This is a genomic window from Chitinispirillales bacterium, assembly GCA_031254455.1.
Taxonomy (GTDB): Bacteria; Fibrobacterota; Chitinivibrionia; order Chitinivibrionales; family Chitinivibrionaceae; genus WRFX01.
Genome location: JAIRUI010000065.1, coordinates 1 through 13,607 on the forward strand (window position 1 = coordinate 1; position 13,607 = coordinate 13,607).

Genomic DNA, 13,607 nt, shown 5'->3' on the forward strand with positions numbered 1-13,607 from the left:
GGAATAAATTCCATTGAAAGTTTGAAAGGGAATCGACTTATGCTTCGAGGCATTGGGTTGAACGAAAAAGAACTTTCGATTTTGGGCATTAAACACGCCGGAGAATAATAATATGAAAAGAGTTTATGTAAATGAAAAATGGTGTTTAGGTTGTCATTTGTGCGAATATTACTGCGCTTTTTCCGGAACAAACGAAAAAGATATGGCAAGAGCGCTCAAAGACAGCAAAATAAATCCGCGGATAAAAATTGAAAAAAAAGACGAGGTAAGTTTTGCCGTTTCCTGTCGTCACTGCCGCGAGCCGCTGTGCGTTAAGGGTTGCATAACGGGTGCGTTAAGCGTCACAAACGGCGTTATCACGATAGACGGCGACAGGTGTGTCAGTTGTTATACTTGTATTTTGAGTTGTCCTTACGGCGCAATTTCTCCTTCGGACGACGGTGCGGTGCAAAAATGCGAATTATGCGTTAAAACTTCCGTTAGAAATACGTCCGTAGGATTCCAGCCTGCTTGTGTGAGAGGCTGTCCAAACGCAGCTATCGTTTTTGAGGAAAGAGGTCAAGAATGAAATATCTTATCATAGGTAATTCCGCGGCGGCGATCGGAGGAGTTGAAGGGATTCGACAAATAGACAAACAAGGCGAAATCACGATTATCGCCGACGAACCTCATCACACATATTCCCGCCCATTGATTTCATATCTTTTGTTCGGCAAGGTCTCGCAGGAAAAAATGAAATATCGCGGCGACGATTTTTATACGAAAAACAACGTTTATCTGATTAATGCGAAAGTTATTGAAATCGATGCGAAAAGCAAGCAGGCGATTTTATCGAACGGCGAAAAAATATCTTACGACAAACTCCTTGCGGCAACCGGTTCCTCGGCGTTTATTCCGCAGTTTGAAGGGCTTGATTCCGTAAAGGAAAAATTTACGTTTATGAGTTTGGACGATGCGAAAAATTTAGAAAAATCGCTTGACAAAAATAAAAAAGTATTGATTATCGGCGCAGGACTTATCGGCTTAAAATGTGCGGAAGGAATTTTAAATAAGGCGGCGCATATTTGCGTAATCGACCTTGCGTCAAGAATTCTGTCGAGCATTCTTGACGACGACGGCGCAAAATTAGTGCAAAATCATTTGGAAAGCAAAGGGATAGAGTTCAAACTCTGCGACGGCGTGAAAAGATTTGACGGCAACCGTGCAATTTTGAACGGCGGCGATAAAATTGATTTCGACATTCTTGTTTTAGCGGTGGGAGTTCGCCCAAATACCGCTTTACTTAAAGACATAGTAAACATTGAGCGCGGCATCGTAATAAATGAAAAATCTCAGACGAGCGCATGCGATATTTATGCCGCTGGGGACTGTACGCAAACGCTTGACGTATCATGCGGTCAAAATAAAATTATGGCGCTTTTGCCAAACGCTTATATGCAGGGTGAATGCGCAGGAATAAATATGGCTGGCGGCGAAAAAATATTTGATAAGGCGATTGCGATGAACGCTATAGGATTTTTCGGTTTGCATGTTATAACAGCCGGTAATTACGGGGGAGAAAAATATTGCGCAAACGAAAACGGAAGTTACAAACGCTTATTTTACGCCGGCAATAAACTGAACGGCTATATTCTTATAGGAAATGTGGAAAAAGCGGGAATTTATACGAGTTTGATTCGCGAACGTACAGCCCTTGACAGTATTGATTTCGCGCTTGTATGCGAAAAACCCGGGCTTATGGCGTTTACTAAAGAAGAAAGAAATATCAAGTTGGGAGGCAAAGCAAAATGAATATATCAGCTAAGAACATTGATTTTAAGGAACTGAACGAACAGATAAGGGCTGCTTCGGACGATGTTTGCATAGACGGGTGTTATGGACAACGTTTTATCGGCTGTGCGCTTGAGAAAAAAACACTCACCGTAAACGGAACCCCGGGTAACGCTTTGGGTGCGTATCTTGACGGCGGGATTATCAAAGTAAACGGCAATGCGCAGGACGCCGTAGGCGACACCATGAACGACGGGAAAATTATTATTCACGGCAGTGCGGGCGACGCTTTGGGTTATGCTATGCGCGGCGGTGCAATTTTTGTAAAAGGAGATTCCGGTTACAGAACGGGTATTCATATGAAAGAGTATAAGACTAAAACTCCCGTAATCGTTATCGGCGGAAAAGCTGGCAGTTTCTTGGGAGAATATCTTGCCGGCGGACTTATCGTAGCGCTTGGCATAGGAGCGAACGCAGTTCCTGTCGGCAATTTTACGGGAACTGGAATGCACGGCGGAAAAATTTTCATAAGAACAGATAAGGAACTTTCCGGATTACCCGCACAGGTTATCGCAGAAATTGCGTCACAGAAAGATTTGCAGGAAATTAAACCGTATATTGCCGAGTTCGCTCAAAATTTCGGGGTGGACGAAGAAGCGCTTTTGAAAGACAGATTTTATGTATTGAAACCTAACGCGAAAAATCCGTACAAACAACTTTATACCGCAAATTAAAAACAGAATAACGGGTTCGACATTATTCTTGTATGGTTATTTCATCCGAACATACAAATTTTCTCTTTCGCATAACTGTTTTTCAGCATCCGAAAGTTCGTCGTATATAACGGAAATCAGGGATAAAAACATGTTTAATTCGCTATCGTTATCAAAACCTACGCGCATATCTTTCTCAGGGCATTCGTCAACTTTTTTCGTTTCCGTATTTCTTTGAAGATATACGTAACTATTTTCACCGGCTGTCGGATTCGCCCATTGCCACATCTTCACATCACCCGGATCGTATGAACATAAAAAAACTCCATTTGCGTCCTCATATATAAATGTGGTAAACTCAATTTGAAAATCTACGCTTGAAAGTTCCTTTTTTGTACATGAAATTGTAAATATCGATATACAAATCGTAAATAAAATCAATATTTTTTTATTCACCATATTTTCTCCTCTATTAAATTCCTCACAATATGTAAAATAATATTCGCCAAATCCCACTCGACTTCGAAACTACGCTCGGTTCTTTCAAACACAAAATTGCCGATACTATCGTAAATGACCGCTTTAATCTCTAATAAGCTTTCAAGTCTTTATCAAGAATTTCAACGTTTTCACCGCTGGGACGCAATATTCCAACGCCTTGTTTTAACGCCTCTTCTTCAGCGTCGCCTTCAAACGACATTCCAGCTATTCCCAAATAAAACTTATGTTCGGCGTATTGCGGAAATAATTGTCTGAAAACATTTACCTGTTTACCTGTCAACGTTTCAATGTCTTTGTTTCGCACTTTATATTTTATCTCAATAAGAGCGACCGTGTCACCGTTATACATTACTACGTCGTATTCGCCTCTTAATTTCTCGCCGTCAGGCAATTTCCTAGCTCTTTTCATTCCTTTCTCTATTTCGTCAAAATCCTTGCCGCCGAAACGCATTGAGTTAAAAAGTGAATTGTAAAAATAAGTTTCGCTGAATTTTCCGTTGCTTTCGCTTGTGCCGTTTACAATTTCGTTGATTTTGTCAATACGTTCTCCAACTTCATCTAAAAATTTCCCTAATTTTGCAAATCTTTTGTCTAGTTCTTCATCGCGTTTCTTTTGTTGTTCTCTTGATTCTGCAAATCTTTTGTCATTTTCTTTAATCTGGCTACTTGCCTCTGCCTGTCGTTTAATCAGGTCTTGTAAGAGCATTTCTGTTTCTTTTTCCATTTACAGTCTCCAAGTTAATAAATTATCGCCTCAAAATAATATTCGCCTCAAAACAAAAGGCACGAGAAAGAAAGCGAAATGGTTTACAGAAATATGAGATAAATTCTCTTGATTAATCATTGGATCAAGAAATTATCACAATCTTATTTCTCGGATGTTTCTTTGCCAAAATCTCTTTTTGATTGGCAGTCGAAACATGAGTATATATTTGAGTTGTCGTAATTGAACTATGTCCGAGTAATTTTTGTATGTATCGTATATCCACGTCTTCTTCAAGCAGCAGTGTAGCGAAAAAATGGCGAAACATGTGAGGCGTTACATTATTATTGTAATTAGCCATTTTAGCATATTTCTTTACAGACGCTTTCTTTTATGAAAAAATTTCCCATAACACGAAAAAAATTCCGTACTTTATAAAAAAATGGAAATTCTTTTACGAAAAAACAACGAAACTGCTAAATTGGCACAAAATTTGAATAAATTTCACAAAAAGGAGTTTGTTATGTTGCATGAACTTATTATGGGCGGAAATAAAAACGCGGCGCTTGCCAAATCGTTAGACGCAAGAGCGGCGCGGCAAAAGGTTATCGTCAATAATATTGCGAACGTAGAAACGCCGGGTTATCACAGAAAAGAAGTAAAATTTGAAGAAAGTTTGGCTGAAGCGCTTGACAGATCGCGTTTACAGGGAGCAAGGACAAACGGCAAACACTTTGAATTGGGACGGCCAAAAGTAGGCGACGTACAGTTTGAGGTGATAGAACCCGTTGACCACACGATGTCAAGCGGCGTAAATAACGTGGACATTGATTTTGAAATGGCGCAGCTTGCGGAAAATCAAATCGGTTTCAGTTATGCGATGAAATTGCTAAAAAGCAGCCATGACAAACTAAACTCGGCAATTCAAGGGCAGTCGTTAAAATAACAAAGGGGTAAGATATGTCGGATATTAACGGACTTTTTTCGGCAATGAGAATAAGCGCTTCCGGAATGCGGGCGCAAAGAATTAAGCATGGGGTGATTACTTCAAATTTGGCGAACGCCGAAACTACAAGAACTCCCGAAGGCGGACCGTACAAAAGAGAATTTGTGGTTTTTGAAGCGGACGGACGCGATTCGATGATAGGAATGCGCGAAGAAAAAGGTCTTTCGACGACCGCCACTCATCAAAATCACGCTGTAATTCCGGCAAGAAGATACTCTCTTTACGATTTGGAAGCCGGACAAGGGGTTCGAGTTGCTGAAATTCGTAAAGACTCAAAAGAGGCGAGAATGCAATACGATCCGTCTCATCCAGACGCAAACGAAGAAGGATATGTTGCGCTTCCAAACATAAACATTATCGAAGAAATGACCGATATGATAAATGCGTCGCGCGCTTATGAGGCGAATGTAACGGCGTTTAACGCGACAAAGCAAATGATGATGTCGGTATTTCAATAACTAAAACGAGTGAGGAAAAATGGAAATAACAAATTCAAAAACATACACTGACCTGCAAGCCGTAATGGCTGCCGCGCGGCAAAAAAACACCGCATTATCGCGTTCGACGGAAAGCGTAAATAAAGTCAAAACAAATTCGACAAATAATTTGACAAAAATATCGGGATTTACGCAAAACGTTACGGATATATCGCAAAATTCCGGCAAATTGGTAGATAGATTGTATGGAAATTCAAATAAAAAACAAGAACAGACGCCAAATCGTCTCGGTTCTCGTTTTGACACTTACGCATAAATTATTTTATTAGAGGAGTTTGCTATGGGAAACATTGATGCTATTCGCGGAATAGGTTCCGCCGGAACGACAAATTCCGTACGCGGCATTCAAAAGCCCAGCGAAACCGCAGGTCCGAATTTCAAGGAAACTTTGGCGGGTTTTCTAAAAGATGTAAACTCTATGCAGAATCAGGCGGATGTTTCAATCCAAAAGATGGCTGCCGGAGAAATTACAGACGTTCATCAAGTTATGAATGCTGCGGAAGAAGCAAAAACCGCATTCAACATGATGATGGAAATGCGGAACAAAGTTATGACGGCTTATGAAGAAGTGATGAGAATGCGGCTGTAGTTCTCGTTAATTTTCTATAGGAGGTGTATGGGAGATTTTTTTAAGCAGCTTTTGACCCAAACTTCCGATGTTTGGAGAAAATTATCTGTTCAACAGCAAATTATAATAGCGGCGCTCACCATACTTATGTTTGTGGGTCTGTTGTGGCTTGCGATATGGAACGGAGCAAGCGGCGGCAGTAGCGGAAGCGCCGGAAACGGATACAAAAAATTATTCTCTAATCTCCCCATAGAAGAATTGGCTAATGTCACCGACGCTTTAAGCCAAGCCGGATTCAAATACAAAATATCTAACAACGGAACTTCCGTCGATGTCGAAGAAAAATCATATTATGAAGCGAAAATGGCGCTCGCACGCGAAGGGCTTCCGGCAAACAGAGGCGTCGGATGGGAACTATTCGACTCAAAAAATTTCGGAGATACCGATTTTGAATTGAAATTAAAAGCCAGAAGAGCTCTTGAAGGCGAATTGACGCGGACAATAAAGTCAATCGGCGAAGTCGAAGATGCGAGAGTTCATTTGACTTTACCGGAAGAATCTCTTTTCCTTGAAGAAAAAAAACCGGCAAAAGCGGCTATCGCCGTCAAAATCCGCGCGAACAGAACACTCAACAGAGAACAGATTAATGGTATCGCATATTTAGCGGCAAGCAGCGTCGATGGCTTGGCAATCAACAGTATTTCAATAGTAGATTTTCAAGGACGGGTGCTTTCAAGACCGGCAGACGAAAACGACGCCGCTTTAATCGGAAGCAGAAATATGGAAATGCGTCAGGATGTCGAAAAAAATCTGGAAAAAAAAGTTATTTCGCTGTTCGAACAAGTTTTAGGCAGCGGAAAAGTCAGCGTAAAAATCACTGCGGACTTAGATTTTAACCGAGTTGAAAGTACGCTTGAAAAGTACAATCCTGAAAGCAGAGTCGCCCGTTCCGAAGAAAGAAACGAAACCAGCGTCACCAATGCGCCTGACGGAGACAGAACTAACGAACGTTCTTTAGCGAATTACGAAATAGACAAAACCGTTGAACACATTATTCACGAAATCGGGACGATTAAACGGTTGACAGCGGCTGTTATGGTGGACGGAAGGTATTCAAGAGGCGAAAAAGGAGCGAGAATTTACAGCCCCAGAACGCCTGAAGAGATCACAAGTTTTGAAACAATGGTAAAAAACGCAGTCGGATACGATTTGACGCGAGGCGATCAGGTATCTGTTATAAATGTACAGTTTGACGACGAATCACGAATGTTTTTCGAACATGAAACAGAATTGAGTAAAAAAGACGAATTTTGGAGGCGAATCATAAATTATGTAGCATTAGTTTTGATTGCGATTATTGCATTTATTATTTTGAGAAGCGTGGCAAAAACACTCGGTGAAGCAATGAATCCGCCTATACCGGAAGTCGAAATTCCGAATATAAACAGCGAAGAAGAAGTTGTGGAAGTTCCGTTAAATGTCTCAAGATCTAACGAACTGCTTGAGAAAGTAGAAATAATGACGGAAAACGATCCACAGAGCGTTGTTAGAATTATAACGGACTGGCTGAATGAGCCGATAACAAAGAAAGATTAGTAACGGAGGATAACTTTGGGTTACGAAAACCATTACGAAGGCGGAGGAATAGCGTCTCTTGCAAAAAACGTCCCCGGTCCGCGAAAAGCCGCTATAGTCATGGTTGCACTCGGAAGTAACGCATCGGCGCAAGTCATAAAACACCTTAGCGAAAAAGATGTTGAATTGCTTACGACGGAAATAGCTCGCCTTGACGATGTTACAATTGAAACGCGTGAAGCGGTTCTTCAAGAATTTACCACGTTATCTATGGCATACCAATATATTTCACAGGGAGGTGTTGATTATGCCCGTGAAATCTTAGAAGATGCTTTAGGCGCTAGAAAAGCCAAAGAAATAATGGAAAGGGTTCAGCAGAGAATACGGACTACCGGATTCGATTTACTTGAAAGAGTAGATCCCTCTCAATTGGTGAATTTTATGCGTAAAGAGCATCCGCAAACAATTTCACTCCTTTTGGCGCACATGGAACCGGCGGCGGCGGCGCCGATATTATCTCAGCTCCCGCAGGACGTACAGGTTGATGTCGCAAGCAGAATCGCAACAATGGAAAATGTTTCCCCCGATACTTTAGATTTGGTAGAAGAAGTTTTGATAGATCAGATTAAATCGCTATTCGGCGGCGATATATCAGAAATCGGAGGAATTAAGGCGGTTGCCGAAATTCTTAATAACATAGATCGTTCGGCTGAAAAGAATATTTTAGAATCGCTTGAAAGAGAAAGTCCGGATTTAGCGACAGAAATCAAGAATCTTATGTTTGTATTTGAAGATATTATGCTTCTTGACGATTCTTCAATGCGCGTTGTTCTTAAATCGGTCGATAGCAAAGACCTATCAATAGCGCTAAAAGGAGCGTCGCAGGATTTGCAAGAAAAATTTATGAACAACATGTCTATGCGTGCGGCGGAAATGCTTCGTGAAGAAATTTCATATTTAGGACCTTTACGTTTGAAAGACGTTGAAGTCGTTCAACAGAAAATAGTGGATGTAGTTCGCCAACTTGAAGAAAAAGGCGAAATTATCGTCAGAGGACGCGGCGGAAGCGACGATATTATTGTTTAACGAGGAAAAACTATGGACAATAACGAAGAAAAGCAAACACACGAACTTATAAATGAATTACTAAAACGAAAAGATCCGGCGTTAGTAGGGATAAGAAAAATATTACGCGCCAAATCCGATTCCATTTCATCTACACGTTCGTTCAACATGCACGCTCCGGAAGTTTTTAATATTGAAACCGAAGAAAAATCACGCGAAAACGAAACGATTTTTACCGATAAAGAAATAGTTGTTTTAGAAGCGGAAAAAAAGATTTTAGAATTAGAAGATATTATAAGGCAAAAAGATGAAGAAATAAAAGAAGCGACGGAAAAATCGTATGAAGCCGGAAAATCCGACGGTATCGCCGAAAGTCAAGAAAAAACAAAAACCATCATAAACGAAATTGAAAATAAAATAAAAACAGAATCGCAAGCGCGGCTCACAACGCAAATAAATCAGGAACTTGAAGATAGATTAAAGCACTTCAAATCGCTTGAAGAAGATATTTATCAATTGATAGTTTTATGCATAAAAAAGATTCTTGCGACAGAAATAATATCAAAACCGTATTTAATTATAAACATAATAAAGAAATCTCTTTCATATCTTTCTCAAAGAGACGAAATTACTATTCGTGTTTCAAAAGACGATTACGAATATGTTAAAGAAAGCATATCTTCGTTTAACCGACATAACGACGGAATATACACAATCGACGTTATTCCAGACGAACATATAAAAACCGGCGGTTGTTTGATTGAGACTAATTCCACAATTGTTGACGCTCAGGTTGAAAAAAGAACCGAAAACGTGTTAGAGTTGGTCGAGAAAATATATAACGAGACAAAAAACAGCGATACTTCAAATAAACTTCCTGACGAAAGCGAAACGAATGAAGAATCAGACAATCAGGAAGTTTCATAACAAATCATTAAACGTCACTTACCCGCCCAAAAGTGAAAGCGCCGCCATTCTCGCCGCCACTCCGTTTGTAACCTGATCTAAAATTACGTTACGACTGCAGTCGGCGACTTCGGACGCGATTTCTACGCTTCGATTTATAGGTCCCGGATGCATAATTATCGCCGATTCTTTCATTTCGGATAATTTTTCAACGTCAAGCCCGTATAATTTGCGATATTCGCGAACCGATGGAAACAGCCCGCTGTCCTGCCGTTCCAATTGCAGACGCAAAAGCATCACTGCGTCGGCGTCTCTTATCGCCTCATAAATGTTTGTCGTTGTCTTAACTCCAAGTAATTCCGGATGCTGCGGAAGAAATGTCGCCGGTCCGCACAAAGTCACGTCCATACCCAAAGTTTTCATTCCCCATACGTTGCTTCTTGCGACGCGGCTGTGAAGAATATCGCCGATTATCGCAACTTTTACGCCTTCAAGCCTTCCGAGTTTCCGGCGAATCGTCATTATATCCAAAAGCGCCTGCGTGGGATGCTCGTTAAACCCGTCGCCGGCGTTTATTACCACCGCGTTGGAAAATTCGGTTATAAAACCCGGAACTCCGCTTGCCGAATGCCTGACGACAATCATATCTATTTTCATCGCTTCTATATTCTGAACAGTATCTTTGAGCGATTCGCCTTTGCTGACCGAACTTTGCGAAACCGAAAAGTTAAGCGGATTTGCGCCGAGCCGCTTTTGAGCCAATTCAAACGAAATTCGTGTGCGCGTAGAATTTTCATAAAACAAATTTACGACGGTTTTACCTTTGAGTAACCCGGAAACGGTATTTTCGCCGTTCAGGGTGTCACAAAATTTGTCGGCAGTGTCCAAAATAGTTACAATATCGTCTTTACAAACGTCTTTGAGACCGAGCAGATGTTTAATTTTCAGCATTTTTCCCTGCAAAATTTATCCGACCAACGTACGAATAGCCTTGTCAAAATCAGCCGCCTTTTTCTTTGCGGCTTCTTCGCCGTCGCTGTAAACGGAAGCGTAAAATTTAATTTTCGGTTCGGTTCCCGAAGGTCTTGCGGTAATGACCGTTTCGTCCTCTAAAATAAACTGCAAAACATTTGATTTCGGAAGTAAAATCTTTGCTTTTTCTTTTCCGTCCGACGATAAAACTTGTGACGTTTTGTAGTCTTTAACTTCTACTACTTTGACAGCGTTTATCGTTGCAGGAATCTTTTCACGCAATCTTTTCATAATAGAATCCATTTTCGCAATTCCCGCCTGCCCTTCAAAGTCAAGGTTAATAAGCGTTTCCTGATAAAAACCGAACTGTTTCCATAAATTGCGCAACTGCTGTAAAATAGAACGTCCCTGACTCCTGTGGAAAAGCGTCATTTCCGCAGTCATAACCGCCGCGCTTACCGCATCTTTGTCACGAACGCTCGTTCCGATTAAATAACCGTAACTCTCTTCACCGCCGAATAAGTATTCGTAGCCTTCGGTTCCCGTTTCAAATTCGCGGATTTTTTCTCCGATATATTTGAATCCCGTGAGAACGTCGAATGTCGCTGCGCCGTAAAAGTCGGCGATTTTCTTTTGCAGATTCGTAGTCACTATTGTTTTGATAAACGCAGGTTTTGCAGGCAGCGCGCCGAGATTTTTCTTCGATGAAAAGATGTAATCCGAAAGCAGTGCGCCCAACTGATTCCCCGTGACAAGCACAAACTCGCCGTTTTCGTCGGGAACCGCTATACCCAATCTGTCGGCGTCTGGGTCTGTCGCCAAAATCAAATCGGCGCCGACTTTCTTGCCCAAATCAAGCGACAGTTGCAACGCTTCCTTTTCTTCGGGATTTGGTTTTTTAACCGTAGAAAAATTACCGTCCGGTTCTTTTTGCTCTTCTACCCAGATTACATCGATTCCCATTTCGCTCAACGCGCGCGAAACAGGCATTTTCCCAGACCCGTGAAGCGGAGTGTAAACCACTTTCACAGATTTTCCTTTTTCTTTTATAAGGTCGGGACGAATGGACAGATTCTTCACCATATCAATATATTTTCTGTCGATTTCTTCGTCTATATAAACTATGTTTTCGTCTTTGTCTGCAATTTTTATTGTTTCTACTTTGTTTGCAAGTTCCACTATTGCATCGTCATGAGGAGGGGTAACCTGACATCCGTCGCTCCAGTAAACCTTGTAACCGTTGTATTTGGCAGGATTATGGCTTGCCGTTACTACGATTCCCGTTGTCGCTTTAAGCTGGCGAACGGCAAACGAAAGTTCGGGAGTCGGACGAAGCGATGAAAACAGATACGTTTTAATTCCGTTTCCCGCCAAAACCCGCGCCGCATCCGCTGCGAATAAATCCGAATAGTTTCTGCTGTCGTATGCTATTACCGCCGAAGGATCTTCGATTTTTTGCCGCGTTATGTAATTTGCCAATCCCTGTGTGGCTTTTTGTATCGTGTAAGAGTTGAGTCTGTTGTATCCGCCGCCGATTATTCCGCGAAGTCCGCCCGTGCCGAACTCCAAATCCTTGTAAAATCTTTCGGACAATTCATCGAAATTTTTGTCCGCAATTAACTTCTCCACTTCTTTGCGAAACGTTTCGTTTCGCTCTTGCGTAACGTATTTCTGCGCTTTTACCAAAATCTCTTCATTTGTCATAGAAATTCCTTAATTTTAATTTCACTTTCGATGTGTACAATATACTATTTGCCGGAAAATGTTTGTTAAGGCGAAAATATTTGAGATTATTTTGCAGAATCGGCAAATTTTTAGTTTCCTGTTACAATTTTTTACGATTTTCCCAAAATTACAGCCGCGTTAAGTCCGCCAAAACCCGCCGACAAGCACAAAATATGATTTCCGTTTATATTTTGGCATTCGCCCGAAATCGTAATTTTTTCTTCACCCTCAAATTCTTCAAAATTCAACGTAGGCGCAATCTTGCCGTTTTTCAGAAATTCGGCGCAAATTATAGTTTCAATCAGTGAACCCGCACCGGATAAATGCCCTATCGCCCCTTTCAAAGAAACAATAGGCGGAATATTATCTCCAAAAATCAATTTCAGCGCTTTCGCCTCCATCGCATCGTTGTAGGGTGTGGCGGTTCCATGGCATTTTATCGCACAAATTCTTTTCGGACTCAAATTTGCAGATTTCAACGCCCGCTCAATCGCCAAAGCCAAGCCGTCCCCCGTCCTTGACGGTCCCGTTCTGTGATTCGCATCGTTACTTGCACCGCTCCCCCAAACGCAGATTTCACCGGATTTAGGCATTCCCGGTTTCAAAACGCAAATACCGCTTCCTTCGCCCAGGCTCATTCCGTTCCTATTTTTGTCGAAAGGTCTTGCAGCGGTAGGCGACAACGCTTGAAGAGCGTTAAATCCCTTTATCACAAACTCGCTAATCTGTTCAAAACCGAAAATCACCGCCTGTTCAAATTCACCCGCCTGCAAAAAAAGCCGCGCAGTGTCAATCGCCGCCGCACCCGCCGCACAGGCGTTTGCCGAAACCATAATATTACATTTTTCAAGCCCCAAATCCTGTGCGACTTGCTTTGCCTGCTCCTGCAAAATTGGAGAATAACCGCAATAATTTTTATTAATGATTCGGTTTATATCTCCTTTTGCGACCGAATAGATGAAAAGCGTTTCACAAGAATTATAATTATTGAAATCATTGTAATTTTCGACAATTTTTTTTGGCTCGTGCGGATAATTTTCTTTAACGTAAGCAAGTGAGACCGGCAAACCGGAATAGTTTTTAGATTCTATCGCAGATTTTTTGAGATACAAATTATTTATCGTCTCTTGCATGTTTCCAAAAGGAGTAATTATTTGGCTTTCAAGGATAATTATCTTTTTCATAATTTAGAAAATAATAAATTCGAATAAAAGAAAACAGTCGAATTGGGAGAATCCGACTGTTTTCTTTTAGTAAAATACTAACAAATCGTCAGTTATTTCCAGAATTATTATCATCGTCAAACGGAATAAGCGTTTGTGAAGCCGACGACGTATGTTTAGCCGTTAAATTCTTAGCGGACGATATTCTCTTCATATTATGCGTTTTCCTCTCGGCTGCCATTGCGCTATGTCGTCTCAATCCTTCGGCTTTCGCCGCTTCGCCGCTCACCACGCCGACCAAGTCGCCCATCAAACCGTTCATTACAAGCGATTGAGAATTCAATTCCTGAGAACTTGCGGCCAACTCTTCAGAACCGGCGGCGTTCGACTGCGTTATCTGATCCATATCGCTTATCGCCGAATTTACCTGTGAAACGCCTCGC

General features: G+C 41.4%; 16 protein-coding genes and 1 pseudogene. 10 read left to right on the top strand and 7 right to left on the bottom strand.

Annotation, left to right across the window (positions count from 1 at the left end; all coding sequences use genetic code 11):
- The first annotated feature begins 112 nt into the window (after positions 1–112).
- From LBH98_04435 to LBH98_04445, 3 genes are read left to right on the top strand one after another with little or no spacing between them, the layout of a single operon-like run.
- On the top strand, positions 113–568 hold the full coding sequence (locus tag LBH98_04435) for a 4Fe-4S binding protein (GenBank protein MDR0304005.1): 456 nt from the start codon (positions 113–115) through the stop codon (positions 566–568).
- On the top strand, positions 565–1,791 hold the full coding sequence (locus tag LBH98_04440) for an FAD-dependent oxidoreductase (GenBank protein MDR0304006.1): 1,227 nt from the start codon (positions 565–567) through the stop codon (positions 1,789–1,791). Before LBH98_04435 ends, LBH98_04440 begins: the two co-directional genes overlap by 4 nt.
- A complete protein-coding gene (locus LBH98_04445) occupies positions 1,788–2,504 on the top strand; it encodes a hypothetical protein (GenBank protein ID MDR0304007.1) in 717 nt (238 codons plus the stop codon). Before LBH98_04440 ends, LBH98_04445 begins: the two co-directional genes overlap by 4 nt.
- A gap of 36 nt (positions 2,505–2,540) precedes the next feature.
- Here the strand turns inward: LBH98_04445 and LBH98_04450 are convergent, their stop codons facing one another.
- The 3 genes and pseudogenes from LBH98_04450 to LBH98_04460 form a co-directional block, all read right to left on the bottom strand.
- The gene (locus LBH98_04450; protein ID MDR0304008.1) at positions 2,541–2,942 is read right to left on the bottom strand and encodes a hypothetical protein; all 402 of its coding nucleotides are present in this window, start codon (positions 2,940–2,942) and stop codon (positions 2,541–2,543) included.
- 130 nt (positions 2,943–3,072) lie between these two features.
- Entirely contained in the window at positions 3,073–3,708 is a 636-nt protein-coding gene (locus LBH98_04455) for a hypothetical protein (protein ID MDR0304009.1), read from the bottom strand.
- Positions 3,709–3,832: 124 nt separating this feature from the next.
- Positions 3,833–4,024 (bottom strand): annotated as a pseudogene (locus LBH98_04460) (tyrosine-type recombinase/integrase).
- A gap of 186 nt (positions 4,025–4,210) precedes the next feature.
- Between LBH98_04460 and flgB the strand changes: the two are divergent.
- The 7 genes from flgB to LBH98_04495 are packed head-to-tail and all read left to right on the top strand — an operon-like array spanning position 4,211 to position 9,325.
- Positions 4,211–4,633 (top strand): flagellar basal body rod protein FlgB, encoded by a 423-nt coding sequence (flgB, locus tag LBH98_04465; GenBank protein MDR0304010.1) that lies wholly within the window; start codon positions 4,211–4,213, stop codon positions 4,631–4,633.
- Positions 4,634–4,647: 14 nt separating this feature from the next.
- Complete coding sequence (gene flgC / locus LBH98_04470) at positions 4,648–5,151, top strand: flagellar basal body rod protein FlgC (protein MDR0304011.1); 504 nt, start codon at positions 4,648–4,650, stop codon at positions 5,149–5,151.
- Positions 5,152–5,170: 19 nt separating this feature from the next.
- The gene (locus LBH98_04475; protein MDR0304012.1) at positions 5,171–5,446 is read left to right on the top strand and encodes a hypothetical protein; all 276 of its coding nucleotides are present in this window, start codon (positions 5,171–5,173) and stop codon (positions 5,444–5,446) included.
- 24 nt (positions 5,447–5,470) lie between these two features.
- Entirely contained in the window at positions 5,471–5,779 is a 309-nt protein-coding gene (gene fliE / locus LBH98_04480; GenBank protein ID MDR0304013.1) for a flagellar hook-basal body complex protein FliE, read from the top strand.
- Positions 5,780–5,806: 27 nt separating this feature from the next.
- Positions 5,807–7,354, top strand: a complete 1,548-nt coding sequence (gene fliF, locus LBH98_04485) for a flagellar M-ring protein FliF (protein MDR0304014.1) — start codon at positions 5,807–5,809, stop codon at positions 7,352–7,354.
- 15 nt (positions 7,355–7,369) lie between these two features.
- Positions 7,370–8,419: a flagellar motor switch protein FliG gene (gene fliG / locus LBH98_04490; protein MDR0304015.1), complete on the top strand. Its 1,050-nt coding sequence runs from the start codon at positions 7,370–7,372 to the stop codon at positions 8,417–8,419.
- 12 nt (positions 8,420–8,431) lie between these two features.
- Positions 8,432–9,325, top strand: a complete 894-nt coding sequence (locus LBH98_04495; protein ID MDR0304016.1) for a hypothetical protein — start codon at positions 8,432–8,434, stop codon at positions 9,323–9,325.
- An 18-nt stretch (positions 9,326–9,343) separates the two neighbouring features.
- Here the strand turns inward: LBH98_04495 and LBH98_04500 are convergent, their stop codons facing one another.
- The 4 genes from LBH98_04500 to LBH98_04515 form a co-directional block, all read right to left on the bottom strand.
- Complete coding sequence (locus LBH98_04500; protein MDR0304017.1) at positions 9,344–10,255, bottom strand: aspartate carbamoyltransferase catalytic subunit; 912 nt, start codon at positions 10,253–10,255, stop codon at positions 9,344–9,346.
- A gap of 15 nt (positions 10,256–10,270) precedes the next feature.
- The gene (locus LBH98_04505; protein ID MDR0304018.1) at positions 10,271–11,980 is read right to left on the bottom strand and encodes a phospho-sugar mutase; all 1,710 of its coding nucleotides are present in this window, start codon (positions 11,978–11,980) and stop codon (positions 10,271–10,273) included.
- 131 nt (positions 11,981–12,111) lie between these two features.
- Positions 12,112–13,134: a hypothetical protein gene (locus LBH98_04510; GenBank protein ID MDR0304019.1), complete on the bottom strand. Its 1,023-nt coding sequence runs from the start codon at positions 13,132–13,134 to the stop codon at positions 12,112–12,114.
- A 139-nt stretch (positions 13,135–13,273) separates the two neighbouring features.
- Positions 13,274–13,607: hypothetical protein (locus LBH98_04515; protein ID MDR0304020.1), on the bottom strand; the 334-nt coding region annotated here is incomplete at its 5' end.

Coding starts and splice junctions, on each gene's coding strand:
- LBH98_04495 (MDR0304016.1), top strand. CDS start 8,432: ATGGACAATAACGAAGAAAAGCAAACACACGAACTTATAAATGAATTA.
- flgB (MDR0304010.1), top strand. CDS start 4,211: ATGTTGCATGAACTTATTATGGGCGGAAATAAAAACGCGGCGCTTGCC.
- fliE (MDR0304013.1), top strand. CDS start 5,471: ATGGGAAACATTGATGCTATTCGCGGAATAGGTTCCGCCGGAACGACA.
- LBH98_04440 (MDR0304006.1), top strand. CDS start 565: ATGAAATATCTTATCATAGGTAATTCCGCGGCGGCGATCGGAGGAGTT.
- LBH98_04505 (MDR0304018.1), bottom strand. CDS start 11,980: ATGACAAATGAAGAGATTTTGGTAAAAGCGCAGAAATACGTTACGCAA.
- LBH98_04450 (MDR0304008.1), bottom strand. CDS start 2,942: ATGGTGAATAAAAAAATATTGATTTTATTTACGATTTGTATATCGATA.
- LBH98_04455 (MDR0304009.1), bottom strand. CDS start 3,708: ATGGAAAAAGAAACAGAAATGCTCTTACAAGACCTGATTAAACGACAG.
- LBH98_04435 (MDR0304005.1), top strand. CDS start 113: ATGAAAAGAGTTTATGTAAATGAAAAATGGTGTTTAGGTTGTCATTTG.
- fliF (MDR0304014.1), top strand. CDS start 5,807: ATGGGAGATTTTTTTAAGCAGCTTTTGACCCAAACTTCCGATGTTTGG.
- LBH98_04510 (MDR0304019.1), bottom strand. CDS start 13,134: ATGCAAGAGACGATAAATAATTTGTATCTCAAAAAATCTGCGATAGAA.
- LBH98_04500 (MDR0304017.1), bottom strand. CDS start 10,255: ATGCTGAAAATTAAACATCTGCTCGGTCTCAAAGACGTTTGTAAAGAC.
- LBH98_04445 (MDR0304007.1), top strand. CDS start 1,788: ATGAATATATCAGCTAAGAACATTGATTTTAAGGAACTGAACGAACAG.
- flgC (MDR0304011.1), top strand. CDS start 4,648: ATGTCGGATATTAACGGACTTTTTTCGGCAATGAGAATAAGCGCTTCC.
- LBH98_04475 (MDR0304012.1), top strand. CDS start 5,171: ATGGAAATAACAAATTCAAAAACATACACTGACCTGCAAGCCGTAATG.